Source organism: Caulobacter sp. GW821-FHT12A07 (assembly GCF_058807655.1).
Genome location: NZ_JBXAQX010000002.1, coordinates 129,438 through 155,901 on the forward strand (window position 1 = coordinate 129,438; position 26,464 = coordinate 155,901).

Sequence of the window (26,464 nt, forward strand, 5' to 3'; positions counted from 1 at the left end):
TCCCACCTTCATCCTCAGGCAGGATGACGAGCGCCCACAGGACTGCTCCGGTAGCGCTTGACCCCGGGGCCGCCTTGTGGTTCCCGTCTTGGTCAGACGTTGCGGTCATACCGCTGCGTTCCCGCCTTTCACGGATCGCGCCCGTCCTGGTGCGCCTCATGATCCGTTCCCCTGATCGATCCGCGCCGTCGTCAATGGCGCGACCCCATCGCCGCTTCCACGTGGAAGCCGGCTGAATTTCTACCCAAGCCCGGATCGTATCCGGGCCACCGTGAGTCCATGCATGTCTGAAGAGACCGACCCGCAAGTCCCCGCCGAGCTGGAAACCTCGCTCGACACCGTCGAAACGACGGAAGACGCCGCGATCGACACCACTGCTGAAGCCTCCGCCGACAACGCCGCCGAAGGCGACGCCGGCGACGAGGACGACAACGCCGAGATCACCGCGGCCATCGCCGCCATGGGCCTGACGCGCATGTCGCTGCAGGAACTGAAGGAAAAGTCCCCGGCCGACCTGCTGGCGTTCGCCGAGACCTTCGAGGTCGAGAACGCCAATTCCATGCGCAAGCAGGACATGATGTTCGCCATCCTGAAGACCCTCGCCGAAGAAGGCGTGGAGATCTTCGGGTCGGGCACCATGGAAGTGGTCCAGGACGGCTTCGGCTTCCTGCGTTCGCCGGAAGCCAACTACCTGCCGGGTCCGGACGACATCTACGTTTCGCCCTCGCAGATCCGCAAGTTCGGCCTGCGCACCGGCGACAGCGTCGAGGGCGCGATCCGTTCGCCCCGTGAAGGCGAGCGCTATTTCGCCCTGACCAGCGTCTCGAAGATCAACTTCGAAAGCCCCGAAAACGTGCGCCACAAGGTGCACTTCGACAACCTGACGCCGCTCTATCCCGAAGAGCGCCTGAACATGGAACTGCCCGATCCGACCATCAAGGATCGCTCGGGCCGGGTCATCGACATCGTCGCCCCGCTCGGCAAGGGCCAGCGCTGCCTGATCGTCGCCCCGCCGCGCGTGGGTAAGACGGTGATGCTGCAGAACATCGCCAAGTCGATCGAGACCAACCACCCCGAGTGCTATCTGATCGTCCTGCTGATCGACGAGCGCCCGGAAGAAGTCACCGACATGCAGCGCACGGTGAAGGGCGAGGTCATCGCCTCGACCTTCGACGAACCGGCCACGCGCCACGTGCAGGTCGCCGAGATGGTGATCGAGAAGGCCAAGCGCCTGGTCGAGCACAAGCGCGACGTCGTCATCCTGCTGGACTCGGTCACCCGTCTGGGCCGCGCCTACAACACCGTGGTGCCGTCGTCGGGCAAGGTCCTGACCGGCGGTGTCGACGCCAACGCCCTGCAGCGCCCCAAGCGCTTCTTCGGCGCCGCGCGCAATGTGGAAGAGGGCGGCTCGCTGTCGATCATCGCCACGGCCCTGATCGACACCGGCAGCCGGATGGACGAAGTCATCTTCGAAGAGTTCAAGGGCACCGGTAACTCGGAAATCGTCCTGGACCGCAAGGTGGCGGACAAGCGCATCTTCCCGGCCATCGACGTGCTCAAGTCGGGCACCCGCAAGGAAGAGCTCATCACCCCGCGCGACCAGCTGCAGAAGACCTACGTGCTGCGCCGGATTCTCAATCCGATGGGCGCTTCGGACGCCATCGAGTTCCTGCTCGAGAAGCTGCGCCAGTCGAAGACGAACGGCGATTTCTTCCAGAGCATGAATACTTAAGCTTGGTGTTTCACGTGAAACACGAGAAAGGCCCCGGAGCGATCCGGGGCCTTTTTTGTTGGTCGGTGGGGATCAGATCCTCCCCCTTGGGGGGAGGTGGCCCGGAGGGCCGGAGGGGGACTTCCACGGCTGGCGCCGCCCCCTCAGTCGCTCCGCGACAGCTCCCCCAGAAGGGGAGCATCTTACGGAACCAGCACCGTCGCCCCGGTCGTCTTCCGCCCTTCCAGCGCCTCATGCGCCGCCCGGGCCTCAGCCAGAGGGAAGCGCTGGCCGATCTCGATCTTCACCGCGCCCGAGGCCAGGACATCGAACAGGGCCGCGGCGCTCTCGTCGAGCTCTTCGGTCGTGACGATGTAGTCGAACAGGCGAGGGCGGGTGATCCAGGCCGACTTGGCGCCCAGCTCCAGCGGGGCGAACGGCGGCACGGGTCCCGAGGCGTTGCCATAGGTCACCAGCACGCCGCGACGGCCCAGGCTCTTCAGGCTGCCCTGGAAGGTGTCCTTGCCGACGCCGTCATAGACGACCGGCACGCCGGCCCCGCCGGTGATCTCCGCCACCCGGGCGGCGACGTCCTCGTGGTCGTAGAGGATCACGTGGTCGGCGCCGAGGTCGCGGACGATCTGCGCTTTGGCCTCCGAGCCGACCGTGGCGATCACGCTGGCGCCCAGGGCCTTGGCCCACTGCACCAGGATCTGGCCGACCCCGCCAGCGGCGGCGTGGACCAGCACGGTCTGGCCGGCCTTCACGGGGAAGCAGCGACGGACCAGGAACTCGGCCGTCATGCCCTTCAGCAACACGGCGGCGGCGACCTCCAGGTCGACGCCATCGGGAACCTTCACCGCCCGGTCGGCCGGCACGACCGACGCCTGGGCATAGGCGCCCATCGTGCCGTTGTAGGCGACGCGATCACCGATGGTGAAACGCGTGACACCGTCGCCAACAGCTTCCACGTGGCCGGCGGCTTCCAGGCCCAGCACCTGCGGGTACTTCAGCGGATAGAGGCCGGAGCGGTGATAGGTGTCGATGAAGTTCAGACCGACGGCCGCGTGGCGGACGAGGATCTGGCCGGGGCCGGGGGAGGGCAGGTCGCGCTCGACGACCTCCAGCACTTCGGGGCCGCCGGCGGCCTTGGCTTCGACGGCCAGCATCAGGCGAGGGTCTTCTTGAAGAAGGCCAGGCTGCGGCCGTTGGCGAGGGACGCATCGGCGGCGTCATAGTGCTCACCACCTTCACGCGCGAAAGCGTGGTCGCGGCCGGCGTAGGTATGAAGCGTGATCTGCGGGTGATCCTTCAGCGCCGCGAAGATCACCTGCTGGGCTTCCTTGGGCACGAACTTGTCCTCCTCGGCCACGTGCAGCAGCAGCGGCTTTTCCAGCTTCTCGGCCTCGCCGACGTGCTTCTCCAGGCCGACGCCGTAATAGGAGACGCTGGCGTCCGCGTCGGTGCGGGTGGCGGTCAGAAAGGCCAGTAGGCCGCCCAGGCAGTAGCCGACCGCGCCGACCTTGCCCGACGACTGCGGGCGGATGGCGTCGATGGTCGCGTCGATGTCGGCGACCCCGGCGTCCACGTCGAACGCGTTGAAAAGTTCGAAGGCCTTCTTCCACTCGGCCTCGGACTTGTCGGTGATGTCGATGCCGGGCTCGATCCGCCAGAAGAGGTCGGGACATACGGCCAGGAAGCCTTCGCCGGCGAGCTTGTCGCAGATGTCGCGCATGACCTGGTTGACGCCGAAGATCTCCTGGATGACGACGATGGCCGGCGGCGCGGCGTCACCCGTGGCGGGACGCGCCACATAGGCCATGAAGTCGCCGTCGGGCGTGGTGATCGTGAGGGTCTCGCTCATTGGGCTTTCTCCGTACTCAAGGCCACCATGGGGGCCACCCTTGGGCCGTCGATTGGGACTTTCGACCGAAGCGCTCTAACCTGTGGCGAGCAGGGTGCGACGTCACAATCTCGTGGCCCGCCGCCAGGGAACCTTTTCGATGAAGATGACGATCGAGATCGACTGCACCCCGGTCGAGGCGCGGGCCTTTCTGGGCCTGCCGGACGTGAGCCCGCTGAACGAACATCTCGTGAAAGAGATGCAGGCGCGCATGGACTCCAACATGGCGATGCTGGCTCCGGAGGAGCTGCTGAAGAACTGGATGGCGTTCGGGGCCGGCGCCCAGGACAGCTTCCGCAAGCTGATGACGGCCGCGGCCGGAGCGGCGGTCGGCAAGCGCGACTGATCTGATGGTCGATACGATCTACGCGCCGGCCACGGCGGCCGGTCGCGCCGCCGTGGCGGTGATCCGCGTCTCCGGTCCCGCCAGCAGCGACGCCGTTCGGGCGCTCACGGGAAACCTGCCCAAGCCGCGTCAGGCGGCCCTGCGCAGCCTCCGCCACGACGGCGTGGCGCTCGATGACGCCCTGGTGCTGTGGTTCCAGGGGCCGGCCAGCTACACCGGCGAGGACGCCGCCGAGTTTCACGTGCATGGCGGCCGGGCGGTCGTCGAGGCGCTGCTGTCGGCGCTGTCGGCCCTGGGCCTGCGCCTGGCCGAACCCGGCGAGTTCACCCGGCGCGCCTTCCAGCACGGCAAGCTCGACCTGGCCCAGGCCGAGGCCGTGGGCGACCTGATCGACGCCGAGACCGAAGGCCAGCGCAAGCAGGCGCTGGGTCAGCTGGGCGGCGCCTTGGGCCGCCGCTACGACGCCTGGCGCGATCTGCTGGTCCAGGCCCTGGCCATGCTGGAGGCGGCCGTCGACTTCCCCGACGAGGAACTGCCGGAGGACGTGGCGGCTCGCGCGCGGCCGGGGCTGGAGACCCTGAAGGTCGAAATCGACGCCGCCCTGGCCGATGTCGCACGTGGCAGGCGGGTGCGGGACGGCTTCCGCATCGCCCTGGTCGGCGCGCCCAACGCCGGCAAGAGCACCTTGCTCAACGCCCTGGCCGAACGCGACGCCGCCATCGTCACGGCGACCCCGGGCACCACGCGGGACGTCATCGAGGTTCCCCTGGTGCTGGGCGGCTACAAGGCCTTGCTGGCCGATACTGCCGGCATCCGCGAGACCGCCGACGACATCGAGGCCGAGGGCGTGCGCCGGGCGCGGGCCTGGGCCGAAGACGCCGATCTGCGTCTGTGGGTCGTGGACGCGGCGGAGTTTCACGTGAAACATTCCGAACACCACGCAATAATCCGTAGCGGCGATTGGATGGTGGTCAACAAGACCGATCTGGTAGCGCCAGACGTCGTGGCGGCCATACGCGCTGAGGCCGAGGCGCTGGGGTTGCACGTGGCGGCGCTGTCGGCGCGGGAGGAGGGGGCCGATCCCATCCGCGCCGTTCTGACCGATCACGTGGTCGAGGCGCTGTCCGGCGCGGAGTTCCCGGCCGCCACCCGGATCCGTCACGCGGAACGTCTGGGAGAGGCGAGGGCCTATCTGGAGCGCGCTTTGGCTGAAACCGACGACGTGGAACTGGCCGCGGAGGACGTTCGGCTGGCCGCCCGTGCGCTTTCCCGGATCACCGGCCGGATCGACCCGGAAGACGTGCTTGACCGTGTCTTTTCAAGCTTCTGCATTGGGAAGTGAATGTTTCACGTGGAACACCGCCTTGAACGGTCCACAGGCTGACCACAGATACGCACACGGCGTTTCACGTGAAACGCGCCGGTCTCGACTCGCCCACAGGGCGGCTTGCGGCTATAAGTCTGGACACGCCCCCGCCGCGACGGGGGCGTTCCGCATTGAGGCGCTTCTCCCTTGTCCACTATCTCGCCCCCCAATGGCCAACAGGCCTGGGACGTCATCGTCATCGGCGGCGGTCATGCCGGCTGCGAAGCTGCGGCTGCCGCGGCGCGCACGGGTGCGCGCACCCTGCTGCTGACCCACAAACGTGAAACCGTCGGCGAGATGTCGTGCAACCCGGCCATCGGCGGCCTGGGCAAGGGCCACCTGGTTCGCGAGATCGACGCCCTGGACGGCCTGATGGGCCGCATGGCCGACAAGGCCGGCATCCAGTATCGGATGCTGAACCGCTCCAAGGGCCCCGCTGTACGTGGCCCGCGCTCGCAGATCGACCGCAAGCTCTATCGCGAGGCCATGCAGGCCGAGCTGTTCGCCTATCCGAACCTCAACGTCATCGCCGCCGCCGCCGAAGACCTCATCGTCGAGGACGGCCACGTGGCCGGCGCCGTGGACGGGGAGGGGAGCGTCTATCGCGCCCCCAAGGTCGTGCTGACCACCGGCACCTTCCTCAAGGGCCTGATCCACCAAGGCGAGACCCGCATCCCGGCCGGCCGCGTGGGCGACCAGCCGTCCATAGGCCTGTCCGACCGCCTCTACGGCCTGGGCTTCGACATGGGCCGCCTGAAGACCGGCACGCCCGCCCGTCTCGACGGCAAGACTATCGCCTGGGACCGCCTGGAGATGCAGGCGGCCGACGAAGAGCCCGTGCCGTTCTCCTTCCTCAACGACCGTATCGATGTGCCGCAGATCCGCTGCGGCATCACCTATACGACCGAGGAAACCCACAAGATCATCGCTGAGCGCCTGGGCGAATCCGCCGTCTATGGCGGCCGCGCCACCGGGATCGGCCCGCGCTATTGCCCGTCGATCGAGGACAAGGTCGTCCGCTTCGCCGACAAGACCAGCCACCAGGTGTTCCTGGAGCCCGAAGGCCTGGACGATGACACCGTCTATCCGAACGGCGTCTCGACCTCGGTCTCGGCCGAGACCCAGCTGCTCTTCCTGCGCACCATCCCCGGTCTCGAGGCCGTGGAGGTGATCCGCTACGGCTATGCGATCGAATACGACTATGTCGATCCGCGCGAGCTCTACGCCACGCTGGAGACCAAGCGCCTGCCGGGCCTATATCTGGCCGGCCAGATCAACGGCACCACGGGCTATGAAGAGGCCGGCGCGCAAGGGCTGGTCGCCGGCATGAACGCCGCGCTGTCGGCGCTGGGCCGCGAGCCGGCCGTCTTCGCCCGCGACGAGGCCTATATCGGCGTGATGATCGACGACCTGGTCACACGTGGCGTGACCGAGCCCTACCGCATGTTCACCAGCCGGGCCGAGTTCCGCCTGACCCTGCGCGCCGACAACGCCGACCAGCGCCTGACCGGGCGCGGCGTCGAACTGGGCGTCGTCGGCGAGACCCGCGCCGCCGCCTGGGAGGCCAAGGCCGCCGAGTTGGACGCCGTTCGCGCCCGTGCTCGCGCCCTCAATATGACTCCGGCCGAAGCGGTCAAAGCCGGTTTCAAGGTCAATGCCGACGGCCAGCGCCGCGACGTCCTGGCCATGCTGGCCTATCCCGACGTCGGCCTCGACGATCTGGTCCGCGTCTGGCCGGAGATCGCCGACTGGAGCCCGATGGCCCGCGAGCAAATTGAGATCGAGGCGGCCTATGCCGGCTATCTCGACCGCCAGCGCGCCGACGCCGAATCCCTGCGCAAGGACGAGGACCTGCGCCTGCCGGCCGACCTCGACTACCGCGACATCGGCAGCCTCTCGAACGAGGTGCGCGAGAAGCTGATCCGTGTGAAGCCCCTGACCCTTGGCCAGGCCGCCCGCATCGAGGGGGTGACCCCCGGCGCGCTGACGGCCCTGCTGGCCCACGTCCGTCGGGGTCGCGCCGCCTGATGGCTGTTTCGGAACTCGTCATTGAGGCGCTCGACCCGGTCGACGCCCCGGCCTTCCAGAGGCTGACGGGCGCGACCGACGTCCAGATCGCGGATCTCGCCCGCTATCGCGAACTGCTGGCCGAGTGGAACGCGGTGATGAACCTGGTGGGCCCGGCCTCGATGGCCGCCTATTGGAACCGCCACGCCTGGGACAGCGCCCAGCTGCTGACCTTCGCCCCCCAGGCCAAGGTCTGGGCCGACCTGGGGGCCGGCGCCGGCCTGCCCGGCGTGGTGCTGGCCATCCTGCTGAAGGACGTTCCGGGGGCCAAGGTCCACCTCGTCGAGAGCATGGCCAAGCGCTGCCGCTTCCTCGAGGCCGTTTCCCGCGAGCTCGACCTGCCGGTCGAGATCCACAACGCTCGCGCCGAGAGCCTGGACCTGAAGGTCCAGGTGGTCACGGCCCGGGCCTGCGCGCCGATGCCGCGCCTGCTGGAATTCGCCCAACCCTATTTCAAGCGCGGCGCGGTCGCCTGGCTCCTGAAGGGCCAGGAGGTCGCCGCCGAGATCGCCGAAGCCGAGAAGACCTGGAAGTTCGAGTCGGACGTGCGGAGCTCCAAGAGCGATCCGCGCGGCCATGTCGTGCAAATCAAGGGGCTGAGCCGTGTCCGCAAAGTCTGAGCTGAGAGTCCTGGCCGTCGCCAACCAGAAGGGCGGGGTGGGCAAGACCACCACGGCCATCAACCTGGGCACCGCCCTGGCGGCCTGCGGCGAGCGCGTGCTGCTGATCGACGCCGACCCGCAGGGCAACTGCTCGACGGGCCTGGGCATCGGCCGCCTGCAGCGCAAGAAGACGCTGTACGACGTGCTGATGGGCGAGGCGCCGGTGATCGAGGCGGCCGTCCAGACCTCGCTGCCGGGCCTGGACGTGATCCCGGCCGACGCCGATCTGTCGGGCGTGGAACTGGAGCTGGGTCAGGTGGCCCGCCGTTCCTACCGCCTGCGCGACGCCCTGGAGCCGCTGCGCGCCAACGGGCCCTACACCTATGTGCTGATCGACTGCCCGCCGTCGCTGAACGTGCTGACGGTCAACGCCATGACCGCGGCCGACGCCGTGTTCGTGCCGCTGCAGTGCGAGTTCTTCGCCCTGGAGGGCCTGACCCAGCTGATCCGCACCATCGAGCGCGTGCGTGGCAGCCTCAATCCGCGCCTGGAGATCCAGGGCGTGGTGCTGACCATGTACGATCGCCGCAACAGCCTGTCCGAACAGGTGGCCAAGGATGTCCGGGATCACTTCGGCGACAAGGTCTATGACGCGGTCATACCGCGCAACGTCCGGGTGTCGGAGGCGCCGTCGTTCGGCAAGCCGGTGCTGCTGTACGATCTCAAATGCGCCGGATCGCAGGCCTATCTGCGCCTGGCCCGCGAGGTCATCAGCCGCGAGAAGGACCGTCAGGCCCAGGCGGCCTGATCCACAGGGTGAAGACGACCTGAGGATACGGGTCGAAGTCGTTATCGAATTTGAAGTTTCCAGGAGACGGTCGTGGTCGGTGAAGCGGGGATGTCGGAAGGCCGTCGGGGTCTGGGTCGCGGTCTGTCGGCGCTGCTGGGCGAGGTCGATGCGGCCCCCGCACAGGCGCCGGGCGACAATACCGGCGGCTCGCGCGAGGCGCCGATCGAGCTGCTGAAGCGTAATCCCGATCAGCCCCGCCGGACCTTCCGCGAGGATGACCTGGTAGAACTGGCCAACTCGATCGCCGAGAAGGGCGTGCTGCAGCCGATCCTGGTGCGGCCGGCGCCGGGCGCTCCGGGCGAGTACCAGATCGTCGCCGGTGAGCGTCGCTGGCGCGCCGCCCAGCGGGCCGGCCTCAAGACCGTGCCGATCATCGTGCGCGAGCTCGACGACCTGGCCGTGCTCGAGATCGGCATCATCGAGAACGTCCAGCGCTCGGACCTCAACATCCTCGAAGAGGCGCTGAGCTACCGCGTGCTGATGGACAAGTTCGGCCGCACCCAGGACGCGATCGCCCAGACCATCGGCAAGAGCCGCAGCCATGTGGCCAACACGCTGCGCCTGCTGGCCCTGCCGGAAGCCGTGCAACAGCACCTGGTCACCGGGGCTCTGACCGCCGGCCACGCCCGCGCCATCGCCACGGCGGCCGATCCCGGCGCCCTGGCCCAGCAGGTCATCGACGGCGGCCTGTCGGTGCGCGAGACCGAAGCCCTGGCCCGCGTCGCCCAGACCGGCGATGCGACCCCGCGCGCCAAGGCCGGTGGCGCGCCCAAGGCGCCGCGCGCCAAGGACACCGACACCCAGGCCCTGGAAGCCGACCTGTCGTCGGTGCTCGGCCTCGATGTCGAGATCGACCATCGCGGCGGCGCCGGTTCGCTGATCGTCCGCTATGCGACGCTCGAGCAGCTGGACGACCTCTGCAACCGCCTGACCCGGGGCGCCTGAAACGGGGCGTCTTGAGGGTCTTCTGTCACGCACGGAAGAAGGCGCGGCCGTATAATCGGGCCGCGCCGTTCGCCACAGGCGAGGGCGGGGCGGCGCTGATTTCGCGCTAAACCCTTGCTCAGCAAGATGAAAGTGGAATTCGGACCGTCAAATCGGTCGTCCGTTTCCAGACGACTTTCCACAAGATCGACGGCGGGCCTGACGAAAAGGCTTTGCCGTTCGGAGCGAATCTCGATCTCGCGTCTTCCGGCTTGCGGAGTTCGGTCTGGGTCCCCGTCTTCGCGGGGATGCTCGGCGTAAGACGTTACAGCCCCAGCCGCCGCGCGCGGCCGGCGATCTGCAGGGCCAGGCGTTCGGCGATCAGCTGGTCGGGCGAGCCGGAGGTCTTGCAGGCCTTGTCAGCGGTCAGGATGTCCTGCTGCACGGTCAGGAGATGTTCGAGCGACCAGGCGCGGGCCTGGCGCAGAAACTCGCGCTCGGTCTTCCAGAACACGCCCGAGGCCTTGGCGGCGGCCCCGAGATCCACGCCGTTCTTGTGCAGGGTCAGGGTGCGGCGCAGGCGGCCCAGATAGTAGCCCATGGCCCGCACGGCCGCGGGGCCGCCTTCACCCTCCTGGGCGGCGCGGCGCAGGCCGGCCTGGGCGGGACCGATGCGGCCGCCGAAGGCGTCGGCGGCGGCGTCGCTCAGCGAAGCCTCGGGCTCGACGCCGAGAAAGTCGGTCAGGTCGGCCGGCGTGGCCACCACGCCGCTGTTGGGGCCGAGATACAACGCCAGCCGTTCGATCTCGGCGCGGGCCACGCCGCGCTCCTTGGGCAGGCGGTTGACGAACAGGTCGAGCGCCTCGCCGTTGAGGCTGACGCCGTCCCTGGACAGCGCGTCGCGGGTCAGGCGCGCCATGTCGCCGACCTCGTCCTCGTAGCAGGGGATGACGTAGCAGCCGTTGGCCTTCTCACCCGTCTTGCGCAGGGCGGAGTCGCGGCCCAGGGCCCCGGCCTCGACCAGGAAGAAGGCCTCGGGGTTCAGGCGGCCCTCGACATGGGCGGTGAGGGCCTCGGCGGCCTGCTTGTCGGGACCGGCCTTCTCGCCCATCAGGCGCAGGCGCACCAGGCGCTTGCCGCCCATCATCGACAGGGCGGCCAGCTCGTCTTCCAGACGGCCCGGCTGGCTGTCGAGGTCGCCCTCGGTCAGCAGGGCGGTGTCGAAGGGATCGTCGGGCCGCTCGACCACCTTGTGGGCGAGCTGGGTGGCGCGGTCGCGCACGACGCCGCGATCCTTGCCGTAGATGACGACGGCCCGGACGTCGGGGGTCGGATCCTTCAGGAACCGCTCGACGTCCTGCCGCTTGGAAAGAATGGCCACGAGGTCAGGCGGGCGCCTTGCCGGCCAGCCAGGCGGCGAGGTCCAGCTGGATCTTGCGCGCCACCTCGGCGGCGGCCCGTTCCTGGCCGTCCTGCTGGGCGGCGATGGCCGCATAGGGCTGGTCGGCGGAATCGTAGGTCACCACGGCGATCGTCTGGCCCTTGCGGACCTCCGAGCCGGTCGTGGCGTCGACCAGCTTCCAGTCGACCTTCATGTTGAGCTCGTAGCGGTTGGCCACGTTGTCCACGCGCACGCCGCGGGCGTAGCGGTTTTCCTTCACCGTGTAGCTCAGGCGGTGCGAGGGCAGGACGCTGGGGTTGCGCGCCAGGGCGTCTTCCAGCTGCTCGCGCAGCAGGTAGCCGGCGCGGCCCTCGGCGGCCACCACCTCGATCGCGCCGAGCCCGCCGGTGACCCCGTGCTGGGCGTAGAGCGGGGTGAAACCGCAGGCCGAGAGGGCCAGGGTCGAGAGGAGGGCGGCGGCCGTCAGGAGACGCTTCATGGATCAGTTCGCCACGATGTTGACGATGCGGTCTTTGACCACGATCACCTTGCGGACCGTGACCCCCTCAAGGTGGGCCATGACGCCCGGATCCGCCAGAGCGATTTTCTGCACCTCGTCGTCCGGGGCGCCGGCCTTGACCTTGATCTCGCCGCGGCGCTTGCCGTTGATCTGGATCGGCAGCACGCGCTCGTCGTCGGCGGCCAGGGCCGGGTCGGCCTTGGGCCAGGCGGCGTCGACCACCATGCCCTCGCGACCCAGACGCACCCAGGCCTCTTCGGCCAGGTGAGGGGTGAACGGGGCGACCAGGCGGGCCAGGATGTCCAGGGCCTCGGCGCGGGCCGCCAGCACGGCTTGCGAAGCGCCTTCAGCCGGAGCGGCCTTCAGGGCGTTCAGGAACTCGTACAGGCGCGCCACGCCGCTGTTGAAGCGGAAGCCCTCGATGCTGTCGGTGACGAAGCCGATCAGCTTGTGGGCCGCCTTGCGCAGGGCCAGGGCCGTCTCGTCGGCCTCGTCGTGGGCGAAGTCGCCGGCCGGCTGGCTGTCGAACTCGTTCCACAGGCGGTGGGTGAAGCGCCAGGAGCCCTCCACGCCGCTGTTGGTCCACTGCACGTCGCGCTCGGGCGGGCTGTCGCTCATCACGAACAGGCGCGCGGCGTCGACGCCGTAGGCCTCGAAGATGTCTTCCGGAGCGACGACGTTCTTCTTCGACTTCGACATCTTCTCGATGTCGCCGATGACGATCGGCGCGCCGGTCTTGGCGTGCTTGGCGGTGCGGCTGGCGCCCTCGGCCGTGATCACCACGTCCGACGGCTCGACCCACTCGCCGGCCTCGTTCTTGTAGGCCTCGTGGGTGACCATGCCCTGGGTGAACAGGCCCGCGAACGGCTCGTCCACCGACAGCAGGCCCTCGTCCTTCAGCGCCTTGGTGATGAAGCGGGCGTACAGCAGGTGCAGCACCGCGTGCTCGACGCCGCCGATATACTGGTCGACCGGCATCCAGTGGTCGGCGCAGGCCTTGTCGATCGGCTCGGCCGCGGTCGGATCGGTGAAGCGGGCGAAGTACCAGCTGCTGTCGACGAAGGTGTCCAGCGTGTCGGTTTCGCGCTCGGCCGGGGCGCCGCACGACGGGCAATTGACGTGCTTCCAGGTCGGGTGCCGCACCAGCGGGTTGCCCGGCTTGTTGGGATCGAAGGTGACGTCCTCGGGCAGCACCACCGGCAGCTGGTCTTCCGGCACCGACACCGGGCCGCAGGCCTCGCAGTGGATGACCGGGATCGGGCAGCCCCAGTAGCGCTGGCGCGAGACGCCCCAGTCGCGCAGGCGGTAGACGGTCGCGCCCTGGCCCTGACCGGCGGCCTCGATGCGGGCCACCGCCTCGGCCTTGGCGGCCTCGACGTCCATCCCGTCCAGGAACTCCGAATTGAAGATCTTGCCGGGGCCGACATAGGCCTCCTTGCCGACCGTGAACTCGGCCGGATCCGCGCCCGCCGGCAGCACCACCGGCTTGACCGGCAGGTCGTACTTGCGGGCGAAGTCCAGGTCGCGCTGGTCGTGGGCCGGGCAGGCGAAGATCGCGCCGGTGCCGTAGTCCATCAGGATGAAGTTGGCGATCCAGACGGGCAGGGTGATCGACGGGTCCAGCGGGTGCTTCACCCGCAGGCCGGTGTCGCGACCCAGCTTCTCGGCGCCCTCGATGTCGGCTTCCGAAGTGCCGCCCTTGCGGCATTCGGCGATGAAGGCCTGCAGGTCGGGGTTCTCGACCGCCAGCTGCTCGGCCAGCGGGTGCTCGGGGGCGATGCCCACGAAGCTGGCGCCGAACAGGGTGTCGGGACGGGTGGTGTAGACCTCCAGTCCCTCGGCCAGGCCGTCCGGAGCTTCGCCCTCGAACTGGAACTTGAACCGCAGGCCCTTGGACCGGCCGATCCAGTTCTCCTGCATGATGCGGACCTTCTCGGGCCAGCGATCCAGGGTCTTCAGGCCGTCGATCAGGGCGTCGGCGTAGTCGGTGATGCGCAGGAACCACTGGGTCAGCTTGCGCTTCTCCACGGTCGCGCCCGAGCGCCAGCCCTTGCCGTCGATGACCTGCTCATTGGCCAGCACGGTCATGTCGACCGGGTCCCAGTTGACCGAGGCTTCCTTGCGATAGACCAGGCCGCGCTTCAGCAGGCGCAGGAACCAGGCCTGCTGCTTGCCGTAATATTCCGGGTCGCAGGTGGCGAACTCGCGCGACCAGTCGACCGACAGGCCCAGGGCCTTCAGCTGCTCGCGCATGGCGGCGATGTTGTCGTAGGTCCAGCCCTTGGGGTGGACGCCGCGCTCCATGGCGGCGTTCTCGGCCGGCATGCCGAAAGCGTCCCAGCCCATCGGGTGCAACACGTTGAAGCCCTGGGCGCGCTTGTAGCGGGCCACGACGTCGCCCATGGCGTAGTTGCGCACGTGGCCCATGTGGATGCGCCCCGACGGATAGGGGAACATCTCGAGCACGTAGTATTTCGGCCGCGCATCCGGGGTGATCGGCGTCAGGAAGGTCTCGGCTTGCGCCCAGCGTTCACGCCACTTCGGCTCGGTGTCTTTGGGATTGTAGCGGGCCATGGAAACCAGAGATGCTTGCGGTCGATGCGCCTCGGGCGCGTTCCGCAATGGTCATAAGCGGTTTCGCGGTCCGGGCGCGCCTAAATATGCGAACGGGAGCCCCTTGTCGCCAGGGAGCTCCCGAAAGGCGTGCGAAGGACGAAAGGTCCTTAGTTCTTGATGTTCGAGAGGCGAAGCTGGCGCGCGCGCGTCAGGATGGCGTTCTCGATGTCGGTCGCGGTCTGGTCCGCGGCCGCCGTGTCGACCCAGGCGCCCGAAGCGTCCTTGGCCTGCTTGAAGATGGTCACGTTCAGACCATCGGCGCGCAGGCGGGTGTCGAGGATGTAGACGGTCGCCTTGAACCGCTCTTCCGGCTTTTCGGGGTTCACGTACCAGTCGGTGACGATCACGCCGCCGTACGGGTCGGCCGAGGCCAGCGGCATGAACGCCAGGGTGTCCAGCGACGCGCGCCACAGGAAGCCGTTAACGCCGATCGAGCCTTCGCTCGGGGCGGTCTTGGGCGCGCTCTTCTTGAAGAGGCCAAAGGGCTGGAAGCCCGGCTCTTCGCTCTGGGTCGTGAAGGTCTTGGGCGGCTTGTTGCTGCTGCAAGCGCCAACGCCGAGAACCGACAGCGCCAGAACGCCAGCGGCGACGCCGCGCAACACCGACCCACGCTCAAACGCCATAGTACCTTGCTCCAAATGTCTGCCGGCGCGTGCGCGCAGCCCAGGCGCGCCCCCGCAGCCGGAACGGCTCTATAGCATGGCCGCGCCGCGTCAAAACAGGAATCGCGTGACATGACCGCCACAGGCGCCGCTTGAATCGTAACCTGCGACGATCCGCGTGATCCAAGCCCTGTTGACCGCGTTGTATTCAGGCCTTTATTCGGCGTTCAGGGTGTCCGTGCCTATATAGGGTTCGGGCAGGGGTAATTTTGGGGACAGGTGTCGAGTGACGAAGGTCGCGACCCAATTCGTAATGGCAGGCGCCGCCGCCGCGCTGATCCTGACGGGATCGGCCTCGATCGCGCACGCCCAGACGAAGACCCGCACCGCGCCCGCCACCGCCGACTTCTCCGTCAAGAACGACTTCACCGGTTCGCAGGGCGCGCCCTTCAGCCCGCAAGGCCCGAAGAAGACCCTCGAATTCGACGCCCGCAAGGGCAAGTGGGGCCTCAAGCTCGACCTCGACCAGCCCGTCGGCCGCGACATGGAGCTGAAGGACGTCCAGGCCGGGGCCTACTTCAAGGTCACCCCGTCGATCCGCGTCGGCGGCGCCGTGGCCCTGGGCGAGAACAACCCCGCCGTGGCCGCCCGCAAGAACGAAACCCGCGAGCCCGCCCCGCGCGTGAAGCTCGAGACGGCGTTCAAGTTCTGATCCGAGCTTCGCGCTCGATCCCCAACCTATAAAACTCCCGTCATTCCCGCCCTTGTGGCGGGAACCCCTGGTTCCGTTCGCAGGTGAAGCGCCAGCGGACTGCTCAGCAGTCCGCCCCATCCGCCCTTGCGGTTGACCGAGGGGTTCCCGCCACAAGGGCGGGAATGACGGAATGAGGGGCGGCTCTAGACGCCGAACCCTTCGATCCCCGCCAGACCATAGACGCCCGCGCCGACCAGCGCGTCGGCGGTCCGCGCATTGACGCCCCCCAAGGCATAGGCGGGCAGGGCCGTTTGCGCGGCGATCGCGGCCAGACCCTCGACCCCCAGTGGCGTCCCTGCCGAGGGGCTGTTGCTGGCAAAGACCGGAGAGACCACCAGCGCTTCGACCCCGGCCAGTTCGGCCGCCCGCGCCGCGGTTGCATCGTGCGCCGCCGCCGTCAGCCGCCAGGTCGGATGGGCCGTGCGGATCGCCGGGGCGGTCTTGGCCAGGCGCTGGGGCAGGTGCACCCCATGCGCGCCGATCGCTTCGCCCAGGGCCGGATCGGCGCCGGCCAGCAGCAGCAGGCCGCGATGGCGAGCGATCTCGGCGAGACGCAGGCCGCGCTCGATCGCGTCGGCGGCGTCGAACGGGCGGTAGACGATCCCGGCTCCCGCCGGTAGGCGCTCGGCGACGCCTTCCGGATCGGGCGTGCGGACCGGATCGGTGAAAAACAGCAGCCGGGGCAGGGGATCGCCGGACCAGGCCCATGGGCGAAGCCGCGCGACCGTTCTAGAGAGGGTCTCCAGACTGTCCGTTTCCTGGTCCGCCATGTCCGAAGCCCTGATCTCCATCCAGTCCCGCATCGCCGCCGCCGCGAAGGCCGCCGGCCGCGCCGCCGACGCCGTCCAACTGGTGGCGGTGTCGAAGCTGCAGCCCTGGGACCATATCGCCCCGGTCTTCGACGGGGGCCAGCGGGTTTTCGGCGAGAACCGCGTGCAGGAGGCCAAGGAGCGCTGGAGCGCGCGTCGCGGCGAGATCGAACTGCGCCTGATCGGCCCCCTGCAGACCAACAAGGCCCGCGACGCGGTGGCCTTCTTCGACGTCATCGAGACCCTGGATCGGGAAAAGCTGGCCCGCGTGCTGGCCGACGAGGTCCAGGCCCAGGGCAGGGCCCCGCGCCTCTACGTCCAGGTCAACACCGGCGAGGAGCCGCAGAAGGCCGGGATCAACCCCGCCGACGCTGATACCTTCATCGCCGTTTGCCGAGGGACCTACGGCCTCGCCGTGGAAGGCCTGATGTGCATCCCGCCGGCCGACGAGGATCCCGCGCCGCACTTCCGGCTGCTGGCGCAGATCGCCGCCCGCAACGGCCTTGCGAAGCTCTCCATGGGCATGAGCGACGACTTCGAAACCGCCATCGCCTGTGGAGCCACCTCGGTGCGCGTGGGCTCGGCGCTGTTCGGGGCGCGGTAGAGGTTTCTCCGCTTGAAGGGAAAGCCCCAGCGCCTGACCGCTTCCTCCTCCCGTAAAATCCCCGCGAAAGCGGGGACCCAGGCTTTTTCTGAAACCCACGACCGCTGATCCCTCTCCCCCTGCGGGAGAGGGTGGCCTGCGAAGCAGGTCGGGTGAGGGGTCTCTCAAAACTGAAAACCGCGTGCGGCGGTCAGGCCGGGCGCGATGTCCGATGTCTGAGAGACCCCTCATCCGTCGGCCTTAGGCCGCCACCTTCTCCCGCAAGGGGAGAAGGGTCGAGGGATACGCACGCTGCTCACACGGCGAATGCGGAAAAGAGTTCAGCGAACTCAACGCCCTACAACTTTATAATCCCAACTTATCCTCCCCCACTCAACCCGCCCCATAATCAAAGCCATCCCAGCCATGGGGAGGGCTCTTGGTACCGGCCCGAGTTAGCGGCTGTGGATCGCATCGAGCGGGGCCGCTTGGGGCGTCATGGGAAGGGCGGGTTTGCAGGATCGCTCAGAAGGCGTGATTGGGCCGCCAAGCCGTTCCGTGACGAGACTTGCGGGTCGACAGGGCCGGGATCGTTTCAAACCGGCCTAACAGGATCAGCCGAGGCGCCGCCGGATCACCGCGGGGCTATTGATCCTGCCCGTCCGAGGGACAACCGGGTCCAGGGCTGAAAGAGGCCCGCGCCCCCGGTCCTTCGAGCCTACGATGCGGCGGAGCGGTCTGACGAAGCCGAAACGCAAACAAACCATACGGTCTCCGGGCTCCGCCCGGTCGCTCCGCGCCTCCCCGCCAACTTTCGTGGATCGCCACGGGAGGCCGCCGACCCGTGCCCTCTCCCGCAAGGGGAGAAGGATCACCTCACAGGGCCAGACGTCTTGAGCTCACGCCTCCGAGATCCCGATCGCATCCCCCGGCTGGGCCTTCGCCAGCAGCGCCTCGATGTCCGCCCGCGCCAGGGCCACGCAGCCTTCCGTGCCCGGATATCCCTCCCGCGCCAGGTGCAGGAAGATCGCCGAGCCCATGCCCGGAACCGGCGGATCGTCGTTGTGGGCCAGGACGCCGACCAGGTCGTAGACCGAATCCTCGCGCCACATCCGCTCGGCGCTGGCCGGGTAGGGCAGTTTCACCGGTCGATTGTAGTTCGGGTCGCCGGGCGCATCGCACCAGCCGTCGTCCGGCGCGATCGGCGCGACGGGCAGGGCCGTCGCGGGGCCGTTTGGATAGACGTCGGGGCGGTAGAGCACCTTGCGGATGCTCCAGGTCCCCAGCGGGCTTCGGTTGTCGCCCTCGCGCTTGTCGGTTGCGGCGATGACGCCGGCCTTGCCGAGGGCGCAGCGCACGCTCCGGCCGTCGCCCAGATCGATCGTTCCGTCCGAATACGCCTGGAAGATCATCGCAAACCCCGCTCCCGCAAGCCGCGCCCCTTGGCGCCGGGCCTCGCAGCGGTCATGTTCCGGCTCATGGCGCAACGCAAGACCCTGCTTCTCATCGACGACGACGACGATCTGCGCGGCGCCTTGGCCGAACAGCTCGCCCTGCACGAGGAATTCGCCGTGGCCGAATGCGCCACCGCCGGCGAAGGCGTGCGCCAGGCCCGCGAGATCAAGCCGGACCTGATCCTGCTCGACGTCGACCTGCCCGACATGGACGGCCGCGAGGCCTGCCGGCTGATGCGCAAGAACGGCGTCACCGCGCCGGTGATCATGCTGACGGCCGCCGCCAGCGACAGCGACACCATCCTGGGCCTGGAATCGGGCGCCAACGACTATGTCACCAAGCCCTTCCGCTTCGGGGTGCTGCTGGCCCGCATCCGCGCCCAGCTGCGCAGCTACGAGGCCTCGGAGGACGCGCTGTTCCGCATCGGTCCCTACGAGTTCCGGCCGTCCGCCAAGCTGCTCGTCGACGACAAGCAGAAGAAGGTGCGGCTGACCGAGAAGGAAACCAACATCCTCAAGTACCTCTACCGCGCCGGCTCCAAGCCGGTGTCGCGCGAGGAGCTGCTGACCGAGGTCTGGGGCTACAACGCCGGCGTCACCACCCACACGCTGGAGACTCACGTCTATCGCCTGCGCCAGAAGATCGAGCCCGATCCGGCCGTGGCGCGGATCCTGATCACCGAGGCGGGCGGCTACCGGCTGCAGCCGTAGCCGCGCCGCCGACGGGCGAGCAAAAAGAAAGGCCCGGGGCTTTCGCTCCGGGCCTTCTTCAATTCAGCGATCGCGCCTGGATCAGGCGTTGCCGATCGGCGCGCCTTCGGCCTGGGCCTTGCGCGCGGCGTAGACGCCGCCGAAGTCGATCGGGTCGATCAGGAAGGGCGGGAAGCCGCCTTCGCTGGTCACGTCGGCGATCAGGCGACGGGCGAACGGGAACAGGAAGCGCGGGCACTCGATCAGCAGGACCTGCTCGAGGGCTTCTTCCGGCACGCCGGTGATGTGGAACAGGCCGCCGTAGACGACCTCGACGTGGAACACGGCGGTCTCGCCGCGCGTGGCGCGGGCCGACAGCTTCAGGTCCACTTCGAACAGGCCGTCATTGCGGCCGCGGGCGTTCATCTCGACGCCCATGTCGATGGCGGGCTGGTCGGCGGCGGCGCGGAGCGAGTCCGGAGCCAGCGGGTTTTCGAACGAGAGGTCGCGAACGAACTGGGCGACGATGCGGATGCCGGCGGCGGCCGCTTCGTTGTCGTCCTGGGCGGCGGGCGGAGCGCCGATGGTGTCGGTCATGAACGTTTTCCGTGTTCGGCGCGGGTCGCCCGGCCTTAGGCGTGAGCGGCGCTGCTAACATGTGCGAGAACGCCGTGCAACGTCAGGCGCCTGACGCGGGCGGTCGCTTCGCCTATATAGGAAGGCTGTCGTCGCCATCGACGGCCCGATGCGGAATTTGTCGTGACTGAACTGATCGTCTTCGCGGTGCTCGCCGCTGTCGTCCTCTACCAGCTCTACGCCGTGCTTGGCCGGCGGATCGGGCGTCAGCCCGAGGACACGCCCGCCGCCGTGGCCGCTCCAGCCGCCGGTCGCCCGGCCGAAAACCCGGAGACCGTGGCCCCGGTGGCCGCCACCGGCGTCGCCGCCCTGCGCGCGCGCCAGCCCGACTTCGACGTCGGCCGATTCCTGGTGGGCGCCCGCCAGGCCTACGAGATGATCCTCAAGGCCTTCGCCGCCGGCGATCGCGAAACCCTCCGGCCGTTGCTGGCGCCTGACGTCATGGCCAATTTCGAGGGCGCGATCGTCGCTCGCGAGGCCGAGGGCCGCACCGAGAGCGTCGAGCTGCTGACCCTGCCGCGCGTGGATCTCGACAGCGCCTCGGTCGAGGGCGACGTGGGCCGCGCGGTGGTGCGGATCCTCGGCGAGGTGCGCACCCGCTCGACCAGCGCCGCCGGCGAGGCGGTGGACGATCGCCGCACGGCCGACATGTGGACCTTCGAGCGCGATCTCAAGAGCCGCAATCCCAACTGGACCCTGGTGCGCGTCGCGGTCGCCGAGGCCTGATGTTGCGTTCCGTCCTGACCGCCGCGGCGGCCGCCCTGGTTCTGGCCGCCTGTACGACGGCCGCGCCGCCCCTGCCGATCACTCCGACGGCGCCGATCCCGCCCTCGACGACCCCGACGCCTCGGCCGCAACCCACTCCGCCGGTCTCTTCAGGGGCCGGCTTCTCGGCGCTGCAGGGCTGGAACGAGGAAGACCACGCCGCCGCCCTGCAGGCCTTCCGCGAGACCTGCGGCGTCGCCAAGGATCCGCCCACGGCCGAGGTGTGCCGGAAGGCCAAGCAGGCCGGGCCGGTCGACGACGCCCGGGCGCGCCTGTTCCTGGAAGCCAATTTCCGTCCCGAGCCGATCGCCGGCCAGGGCTTGCTGACCGCCTATTTCGCGCCGGAATACGAGGCGCGGATGTCGCGTTCGGCCGAGTTCAGCGCCCCGATGCGCGGGCGTCCGGCCGACCTGGTCATGCTCGACCTGGGCGCCTTCGATCCGACCCTGAAGGGCAAGACCGTGGCCGGCCGCGTCGCCGGCGGGACCTTCACCCCCTATGACGACCGCGCCGCCATCGAGGCCTCGCCGCTGGACCGGCCGCTGGCCTGGCTGCGGCCCGAGGACCTGTTCTTCCTGCAGATCCAGGGCTCGGGCGTTCTGACCCTGCCCGACGGCCGCCGCGTGCGCGCGGCCTTCGCCGCCCATAACGGCAAGCCCTTCACCGGCATCGCCACCGCCATGCGCGATCGTGGCCTGCTGGCCGACGGCGACACCTCGGGCGAGGCGATCCGCGGCTGGCTGGCGGCCAATCGCGGTCCCAAGGCCGACGAGATCATGCGGCTGAACCCGCGCTACGTGTTCTTCCAGACCCTGCCCGACGACGGCCGCCAGGCCACCGGCGCCGCCAACGTGCCGCTGCCGGCGGGCCGCGCCATCGCCGTCGATCCCAGCCAGAACGCCCTGGGCGGCCTCTACTGGATCGACGCCAGCGCTCCCAAGCTGACCGGGGCCTTCCCGACCTATCGCCGGGCCGTGGTGGCGCTGGACACCGGCGGCGCCATCAAGGGCGCGGTGCGGGCCGACCTCTACATGGGCACCGGCCAGGCGGCGGGAACCGAGGCCGGCCGCGTGCGTCACGACCTGCGCCTGTGGCGTCTGGTCCCTCAGCCGCAATCCTGATCCCCGGGGCCTGATCCGATGAGCAAGCGGCCGCCCGACGACGACGGCCAGCGCCTCTGGCGGCTGGTGGCCTCCACGGTGCGCGCCAAGGCCGGCGAGACGCCGTTGAAGATGCGCGCCAAGGTCAAGGTTCGTCCGGCCAAGGCCGAGCTGATGGGTCACGCCGCCGAGGTCGCTCCGCCGACCCGCCTGGCCTCGATCGCCCCGCTGCGCATCGATCCGGCCGACATTCCGGCGCTCAAGCCCAAGCCCAAGGCGTCCAAGCCGCCGCCCGAACGCATCGAGCCCAACCGCCATCGCCGCATCGCCAAGGCCCACGATCCGATCGGCGCTCGCCTCGACATGCACGGCCTCGATCAGGACCAGGCCCGAGCGACCTTGGAGCGGTTCATCCGCCGGGCGTTCGACGACGGCCATCGGGCGGTGCTGGTGATCACCGGCAAGGGCAAGGTCGGCCACGGCGTCCTGCGCCAGCGCACGCCCGAATGGCTGGCCGCTCCGGTCCTGCGCGAGATGATCGCCGGGGTGTCGCCGGCCGACCAGCGCCACGGCGGCGAGGGCGCTCTCTACGTGGCGCTGAAGCGTAAGGGGTAGATGGGCAGGTCTGCTCCCTCTCCCTCTGGAGAGGGGTCAGGATCAGCTGCCTCGCGACGCTTTCTCCGCGTGCCCAGAGGTCCCTTCGCGGGCTTCCAGCTTCTCGGCCACGGCGTCCAGCGACACGCCGGAAGCCGCCATCAGCGCCAGCCAGTGATACAGCAGGTCGGCGCTTTCCGAGGCCAGGGCCTCGGGACCCTGCGCCACGGCGGCGATCACCGTCTCGACGGCTTCCTCGCCCAGCTTCTTGGCGGCCAGGGCCGGATCGTTCAGCAGCTTGGCGGTGTAGGACGCGCTCGGATCGCCACCCTTGCGGCTCTCGACGGTGGCGGCCAGCCGCTCCAGGACTTCGAACAGCCGGCTCATGCGACCGCCCGCGCCGGATCCAGGCGCACCGGCACGCCGGCGGCGGCCATGGCGGCCTTGGCCTCGCCGATCGAGATCTCGCCGAAATGGAAGATCGAGGCGGCCAGCACGGCGGCGGCGTGGCCGTCGCGGGCGGCTTCGACCAGGTGCTCGGTCTTGCCCGCGCCGCCCGAGGCGATCACCGGCACGTTCACCGCGCCCGTCACCGCCTGCAGCAGCGGGATGTCGTAGCCGATCTTGGCCCCGTCGCGGTCCATCGAGGTCAGCAGGATCTCGCCCGCGCCGCGCTCGACCACCTTGGCGGCCCAGTCGACGACGTCGAGGCCGGTGTCCTTGCGGCCGCCATAGGTCCAGACGTTCCAGCCGGAGCCGTCCGGCCGGGCCTTGGCGTCGATGGCAACCACCACGCACTGGGCCCCGAAGGCGTCGGCGCCGGCGGCGATCAGGTCGGGGTTCTCGACGGCGGCGGTGTTGGTCGAGACCTTGTCGGCGCCGGCCAGCAGCAGGCGGCGCATGTCGGCCACCTGGCGCACGCCCCCGCCCACCGAGACGGGCATGAAGCAGACCTCGGCGGTGCGCGAAATGACGTCCAGGATCAGGCCGCGGCCTTCGCTGGACGCGGTGATGTCGAGGAACATCAGTTCGTCGGCGCCGGCCGCGTCATAGGCCGCGGCCTGCTCGACGGGGTCGCCGGCGTCGCGCAGGTCGACGAAGTTGACGCCCTTGACGACCCGGCCGTCCTTGACGTCGAGGCAAGGAATGATCCGGGTCTTCAGCATCAGAGCGCCGCCGCGACCAGGGCTTCGGAGGGCTTGATCGTGCCGGCGTAGAGCGATCGGCCCAGGATGGCGCCGGCGACCTCGACGCCCTTGCGGGCCTTCAGTCGCTCGATGTCGGCCACCGAGGCGACGCCGCCCGAGGCGATGACGGGGATCGAGACCGCGTCGGCCAGTTCGCCCACGCCCTCGACGTTGACGCCGGTCAGGGCGCCGTCGCGGCTGATGTCGGTGACGATCAGGGCGGCCACGCCCACGTCCTCGAAGCGCTTGCCCAGGGTGATGGCGTCGATGTCCGACAGGCCGGTCCAGCCGTCGATGGCGACCTTGCCGTCACGCACGTCGACGGCCACGGCGATCTGCTCGGGCCACAGGCGGGCGGCCTTGCGGACCAGGTCCGGATCGTGGACGGCCACGGTGCCGAGGATGACGCGCGACACGCCGGCCTCGATCCAGGCCTCGATGCCTTCCAGGGTGCGGATGCCGCCGCCCAGCTGCACCGGGATCGAGATCGACTCCAGGATCGACTGCACGGCGGCGGTGTTCACCGACTTGCCTTCGATGGCGCCGTTCAGGTCAACGACGTGCAGCCACGAGAAGCCGTCCTTGACGAAGCGCTGGGCCTGGTCGGCCGGGCTGTTGTTGAAGACCGTGGCCTTGTCCATGTCGCCGTGTAGCAGGCGCACGCACTGGCCGTCCTTCAGGTCGATGGCGGGATAGAGGATCATGGGCGCCATTCCAGGAAGTTGGCGAGCAGGGCGAGCCCGGCGGCTTGTGATTTTTCGGGGTGGAATTGTACGCCCGCGACATTCCCCTTGGCCACCGCCGCGACGAACGCGCCGCCGTGGTCGCTGGTCGCCACCACGTCGGCCGGATCGGCCGCCGCCAGGGCAAAGGAATTGGCGTAGTACATGTGGGCGCCGTCCTCGATGCCCGCGAACAGGGCGTGAGCGCGCGAGAAGGCGATCGCGTTCCAGCCCATGTGCGGGATGGTCAGCGAGGGATCGGCCGGGTGAAGCTTCTTCACCTGGCCGCCGATCCAGTCGAGGCCCGGCGTGACGCCGAACTCGAGACCTTCGGTGGCCAGCAGCTGATGGCCGACGCAGATGCCCATGAACGGCGCGCCGCGCTGGTGCACGGCCTCGTTCATGGCCTCGAACACGCCCGAGGCGTCCAGGCCCGCGCGGCACGAGGCGAAGGCCCCGACGCCGGGCAGGAACACCCGGTCGGCCTTGGCCACGAGGTCGGGATCGGCGGTGACGACGATGGAGGCGGCGACGCCGCGTCGGCGGGCGGCCTCGTTCAAGGCCTTCTCCGCAGATCGCAGGTTGCCCGACCCGTAGTCGATCAGGGCGAGAGTTTGCATGGAACCTACAGCACGCCCTTGGTCGACGGCGCCTGGCCGCCGGTCTTCGGATCGAACTCCACCGCCTGACGCAGGGCCCGGGCAAGCGCCTTGAAGCCGCTCTCCGCCACGTGGTGGGTGTTGTCGCCGTACAGCGTCTCCAGATGGATGCACGCCCCGCAGTTCATGGCGAACGCGTGATGGAACTCCTTGAAGAGCTCGGTGTCCATCTCGCCGACCTTGGGCCGCTTGAACTCGACCTTCCAGATCAGATAGGCGCGGTTGGACAGATCGATGGCGCAGCGCGTCAGGGTCTCGTCCATCGGGATGTAGGCGTGGCCGAAGCGCCGGATGCCCTTGAAGCCGTCCAGCGCCTTGTTGATCGCCTGACCCAGCACGATCCCGGTGTCTTCCACCGTGTGGTGCATGTCGATGTGCAGGTCGCCCTTGGTCTCGATCTTCAGGTCGAAGCCGCCGTGGCGCGCGAAGCTCTCCAGCATATGGTCGTAGAAACCAATGCCGGTGGAGATCGTCGAGGCGCCGGTCCCGTCGAGATCGATCCAGACCCGGATCTGGGTCTCTTTCGTCTCGCGGACCACTTCAGCGGTGCGGGCCATGCTTCGTCCTTGAAGGCCCGGGCGGGCCTTGGGTGGTTAGAGTCCGTTCTGGGCGGCCAGGTCGCGCAGCTTGACCTGCGGACGCGGACCATAGTGGGCGATGACCTCTGCGGCGGCCAGGGAGCCCAGCTTGCCGCAGTCGGCCAGCGAGCGGCCCTGGGAGAGGCCGTAGAGGAAACCTGCGGCGTATTGGTCGCCCGCGCCCGTCGTGTCCACGACTTTTTCCACGGGGAAGGCCGAGATTTCATGGACGCTGTCGCCTTGGGCGACCACCGAACCCTTTTCGCTTCGGGTGACGGCGGCGATCTCGACCCGCTTGGCCAGTTCCTTCACGGCCGCATCGAAATCGTCGGTCTGGAACAGGGCGCACACTTCGGAGGCGTTGGCGAAGACGATGTCGCACTGGGTCTCGACGAAGCCCAGCAGGGCCTCGCGGTGACGATCCACGACGAAGCTGTCCGAAAGCGTGATGGCGATCCTCCGGCCCGAGCCATGGCTCAGAGCGGCGGCCTTGGCGAAGGCGCGGCGGGCTTCCAGCGGGTCGAACAGATAGCCTTCGAGATAGGCGTACTGGGCGGCCTCGATGATGGCCGGGTCGACGTCGGCGGCGGTCAGTTCGACGCAGGCGCCCAGATAGGTCGACATGGTGCGCTGGGCGTCGGGGGTGACGTTGATCAGGCACTGGGCGGTGGCCGGGCCTTCCGCCAGCGGCGGGGTGGTGAAGGTGCCGCCGATGGCGCGCATGTCGTGGGTGAAGACGCGGCCCAGCTGGTCGTCGGCGACCTTGCCGATGAAGGCGGCCTTGCCGCCGAAGCTGGCCACGCCCGCCACGGTGTTGCCGGCGCTGCCGCCCGAGGCCTCGATGCCGGCGGCCATGGCGTCGTACAGGCTGGTCGCGCGCGTCGTGTCGATCAGCGCCATCGAGCCCTTGACCAACCCTTGCGCGTCCAGGAAGGCGTCGTCGCACTGGGCGATGACGTCGACGATGGCGTTGCCGATGGCGGCGACGTCGTAGAGGGCGGTCATGAGGGGTTCCGATAGGGACTGCGAAAAGAGAACCGTTGGC

Annotated in this window: 28 protein-coding genes; 13 read left to right on the forward strand and 15 right to left on the reverse strand. The window is 68.9% G+C overall.

From position 1 onward, the window contains the following. Positions 1-283 precede the first annotated feature (283 nt). Positions 284-1,732 carry a transcription termination factor Rho gene (rho, locus tag AC1RRS_RS04330; protein ID WP_492854100.1) on the forward strand — a complete coding sequence of 483 codons (1,449 nt, stop codon included), beginning with the start codon at positions 284-286 and terminating at the stop codon, positions 1,730-1,732. Between the two features lie 182 nt (positions 1,733-1,914). Here the strand turns inward: rho and AC1RRS_RS04335 are convergent, their stop codons facing one another. Together AC1RRS_RS04335 and AC1RRS_RS04340 are read right to left on the reverse strand one after the other, a co-directional pair. After that, complete coding sequence (locus AC1RRS_RS04335) at positions 1,915-2,880, reverse strand: quinone oxidoreductase family protein (protein WP_492854101.1); 966 nt, start codon at positions 2,878-2,880, stop codon at positions 1,915-1,917. Further along, entirely contained in the window at positions 2,880-3,575 is a 696-nt protein-coding gene (locus AC1RRS_RS04340) for a dienelactone hydrolase family protein (protein WP_492854102.1), read from the reverse strand. The genes AC1RRS_RS04335 and AC1RRS_RS04340 overlap by 1 nt, the downstream gene beginning before the upstream one ends. Positions 3,576-3,714: 139 nt before the next feature. Between AC1RRS_RS04340 and AC1RRS_RS04345 the strand changes: the two genes are divergently transcribed. The 6 genes from AC1RRS_RS04345 (at position 3,715) to AC1RRS_RS04370 (ending at position 9,790) form a co-directional block, all read left to right on the forward strand. Beyond that, positions 3,715-3,960, forward strand: coding sequence for a DUF6489 family protein (locus tag AC1RRS_RS04345; protein ID WP_110121131.1), 246 nt, complete (start codon positions 3,715-3,717; stop codon positions 3,958-3,960). Positions 3,961-3,964: 4 nt separating this feature from the next. Continuing rightward, a complete protein-coding gene (mnmE, locus tag AC1RRS_RS04350; protein WP_492854103.1) occupies positions 3,965-5,302 on the forward strand; it encodes a tRNA uridine-5-carboxymethylaminomethyl(34) synthesis GTPase MnmE in 1,338 nt (445 codons plus the stop codon). Positions 5,303-5,482: 180 nt separating this feature from the next. Then, positions 5,483-7,354 carry a tRNA uridine-5-carboxymethylaminomethyl(34) synthesis enzyme MnmG gene (gene mnmG, locus AC1RRS_RS04355; RefSeq protein ID WP_492854452.1) on the forward strand — a complete coding sequence of 624 codons (1,872 nt, stop codon included), beginning with the start codon at positions 5,483-5,485 and terminating at the stop codon, positions 7,352-7,354. Further along, the gene (gene rsmG / locus AC1RRS_RS04360) at positions 7,354-8,013 is read left to right on the forward strand and encodes a 16S rRNA (guanine(527)-N(7))-methyltransferase RsmG (protein ID WP_492854104.1); all 660 of its coding nucleotides are present in this window, start codon (positions 7,354-7,356) and stop codon (positions 8,011-8,013) included. The genes mnmG and rsmG overlap by 1 nt, the downstream gene beginning before the upstream one ends. Next, positions 7,997-8,803 carry a ParA family protein gene (locus tag AC1RRS_RS04365; RefSeq protein ID WP_110121127.1) on the forward strand — a complete coding sequence of 269 codons (807 nt, stop codon included), beginning with the start codon at positions 7,997-7,999 and terminating at the stop codon, positions 8,801-8,803. Before rsmG ends, AC1RRS_RS04365 begins: the two co-directional genes overlap by 17 nt. 90 nt (positions 8,804-8,893) lie before the next feature. Beyond that, positions 8,894-9,790, forward strand: a complete 897-nt coding sequence (locus tag AC1RRS_RS04370; RefSeq protein WP_487291662.1) for a ParB/RepB/Spo0J family partition protein — start codon at positions 8,894-8,896, stop codon at positions 9,788-9,790. 304 nt (positions 9,791-10,094) lie between these two features. Here the strand turns inward: AC1RRS_RS04370 and holA are convergent, their stop codons facing one another. From holA to AC1RRS_RS04390, 4 genes are all read right to left on the reverse strand, one after another. Further along, positions 10,095-11,144 (reverse strand): DNA polymerase III subunit delta, encoded by a 1,050-nt coding sequence (gene holA, locus AC1RRS_RS04375; protein WP_233245169.1) that lies wholly within the window; start codon positions 11,142-11,144, stop codon positions 10,095-10,097. Positions 11,145-11,154: 10 nt separating this feature from the next. After that, entirely contained in the window at positions 11,155-11,649 is a 495-nt protein-coding gene (gene lptE / locus AC1RRS_RS04380; RefSeq protein ID WP_492854105.1) for an LPS assembly lipoprotein LptE, read from the reverse strand. 3 nt (positions 11,650-11,652) lie between these two features. Next, positions 11,653-14,244, reverse strand: coding sequence for a leucine--tRNA ligase (gene leuS / locus AC1RRS_RS04385; protein ID WP_492854106.1), 2,592 nt, complete (start codon positions 14,242-14,244; stop codon positions 11,653-11,655). A gap of 149 nt (positions 14,245-14,393) precedes the next feature. Next, the gene (locus AC1RRS_RS04390) at positions 14,394-14,924 is read right to left on the reverse strand and encodes a DUF3576 domain-containing protein (RefSeq protein ID WP_492854107.1); all 531 of its coding nucleotides are present in this window, start codon (positions 14,922-14,924) and stop codon (positions 14,394-14,396) included. 277 nt (positions 14,925-15,201) lie between these two features. Here AC1RRS_RS04390 and AC1RRS_RS04395 point away from each other — a divergent pair, with 277 nt between their 5' ends. Then, positions 15,202-15,600: an NtrZ family periplasmic regulatory protein gene (locus AC1RRS_RS04395; protein ID WP_492854108.1), complete on the forward strand. Its 399-nt coding sequence runs from the start codon at positions 15,202-15,204 to the stop codon at positions 15,598-15,600. 185 nt (positions 15,601-15,785) lie between these two features. Here AC1RRS_RS04395 and AC1RRS_RS04400 read toward each other — a convergent pair whose 3' ends face one another. Next, on the reverse strand, positions 15,786-16,412 hold the full coding sequence (locus AC1RRS_RS04400; protein WP_492854109.1) for a thiamine phosphate synthase: 627 nt from the start codon (positions 16,410-16,412) through the stop codon (positions 15,786-15,788). On the opposite strand from AC1RRS_RS04400, the gene AC1RRS_RS04405 reads away from it, so the two are divergent. Continuing rightward, positions 16,411-17,055, forward strand: coding sequence for a YggS family pyridoxal phosphate-dependent enzyme (locus AC1RRS_RS04405; protein WP_492854110.1), 645 nt, complete (start codon positions 16,411-16,413; stop codon positions 17,053-17,055). The two genes, AC1RRS_RS04400 and AC1RRS_RS04405, sit on opposite strands and share 2 nt — an antisense overlap. Positions 17,056-17,933: 878 nt before the next feature. Here the strand turns inward: AC1RRS_RS04405 and AC1RRS_RS04410 are convergent. Next, positions 17,934-18,446, reverse strand: coding sequence for a L,D-transpeptidase family protein (locus tag AC1RRS_RS04410; RefSeq protein ID WP_492854111.1), 513 nt, complete (start codon positions 18,444-18,446; stop codon positions 17,934-17,936). Between the two features lie 66 nt (positions 18,447-18,512). Here AC1RRS_RS04410 and AC1RRS_RS04415 point away from each other — a divergent pair, with 66 nt between their 5' ends. Then, on the forward strand, positions 18,513-19,199 hold the full coding sequence (locus AC1RRS_RS04415) for a response regulator transcription factor (RefSeq protein ID WP_198575488.1): 687 nt from the start codon (positions 18,513-18,515) through the stop codon (positions 19,197-19,199). Between the two features lie 81 nt (positions 19,200-19,280). Here the strand turns inward: AC1RRS_RS04415 and secB are convergent, their stop codons facing one another. After that, complete coding sequence (secB, locus tag AC1RRS_RS04420) at positions 19,281-19,775, reverse strand: protein-export chaperone SecB (protein ID WP_492854112.1); 495 nt, start codon at positions 19,773-19,775, stop codon at positions 19,281-19,283. 162 nt (positions 19,776-19,937) lie between these two features. On the opposite strand from secB, the gene timA reads away from it, so the two are divergent. From timA to AC1RRS_RS04435, 3 genes are read left to right on the forward strand one after another with little or no spacing between them, the layout of a single operon-like run. After that, positions 19,938-20,540: a TIM44-related membrane protein TimA gene (gene timA, locus AC1RRS_RS04425; RefSeq protein WP_487291635.1), complete on the forward strand. Its 603-nt coding sequence runs from the start codon at positions 19,938-19,940 to the stop codon at positions 20,538-20,540. Beyond that, entirely contained in the window at positions 20,540-21,700 is a 1,161-nt protein-coding gene (gene mltA / locus AC1RRS_RS04430) for a murein transglycosylase A (protein WP_492854113.1), read from the forward strand. The genes timA and mltA overlap by 1 nt, the downstream gene beginning before the upstream one ends. An 18-nt stretch (positions 21,701-21,718) precedes the next feature. Further along, a complete protein-coding gene (locus tag AC1RRS_RS04435; RefSeq protein WP_492854114.1) occupies positions 21,719-22,294 on the forward strand; it encodes a Smr/MutS family protein in 576 nt (191 codons plus the stop codon). Positions 22,295-22,336: 42 nt separating this feature from the next. On the opposite strand, the gene AC1RRS_RS04440 is transcribed toward AC1RRS_RS04435, so the two are convergent. Genes AC1RRS_RS04440 through AC1RRS_RS04465 form a run of 6 tightly spaced genes read right to left on the reverse strand, consistent with a single transcriptional unit; the run spans position 22,337 to position 26,424 of the window. Next, complete coding sequence (locus AC1RRS_RS04440; RefSeq protein WP_492854115.1) at positions 22,337-22,660, reverse strand: phosphoribosyl-ATP diphosphatase; 324 nt, start codon at positions 22,658-22,660, stop codon at positions 22,337-22,339. Further along, positions 22,657-23,439 (reverse strand): imidazole glycerol phosphate synthase subunit HisF, encoded by a 783-nt coding sequence (gene hisF / locus AC1RRS_RS04445; RefSeq protein ID WP_487291630.1) that lies wholly within the window; start codon positions 23,437-23,439, stop codon positions 22,657-22,659. The genes AC1RRS_RS04440 and hisF overlap by 4 nt, the downstream gene beginning before the upstream one ends. Continuing rightward, positions 23,439-24,173 carry a 1-(5-phosphoribosyl)-5-[(5-phosphoribosylamino)methylideneamino]imidazole-4-carboxamide isomerase gene (gene hisA, locus AC1RRS_RS04450; RefSeq protein WP_199228335.1) on the reverse strand — a complete coding sequence of 245 codons (735 nt, stop codon included), beginning with the start codon at positions 24,171-24,173 and terminating at the stop codon, positions 23,439-23,441. Before hisA ends, hisF begins: the two co-directional genes overlap by 1 nt. Next, positions 24,161-24,802 (reverse strand): imidazole glycerol phosphate synthase subunit HisH, encoded by a 642-nt coding sequence (gene hisH, locus AC1RRS_RS04455; protein WP_492854116.1) that lies wholly within the window; start codon positions 24,800-24,802, stop codon positions 24,161-24,163. The genes hisA and hisH overlap by 13 nt, the downstream gene beginning before the upstream one ends. Before the next feature lie 5 nt (positions 24,803-24,807). Beyond that, the gene (gene hisB / locus AC1RRS_RS04460) at positions 24,808-25,398 is read right to left on the reverse strand and encodes an imidazoleglycerol-phosphate dehydratase HisB (protein ID WP_101713144.1); all 591 of its coding nucleotides are present in this window, start codon (positions 25,396-25,398) and stop codon (positions 24,808-24,810) included. Between the two features lie 36 nt (positions 25,399-25,434). Beyond that, positions 25,435-26,424 (reverse strand): adenosine kinase, encoded by a 990-nt coding sequence (locus tag AC1RRS_RS04465; RefSeq protein ID WP_492854117.1) that lies wholly within the window; start codon positions 26,422-26,424, stop codon positions 25,435-25,437. Between the last annotated feature and the right edge of the window lie 40 nt (positions 26,425-26,464).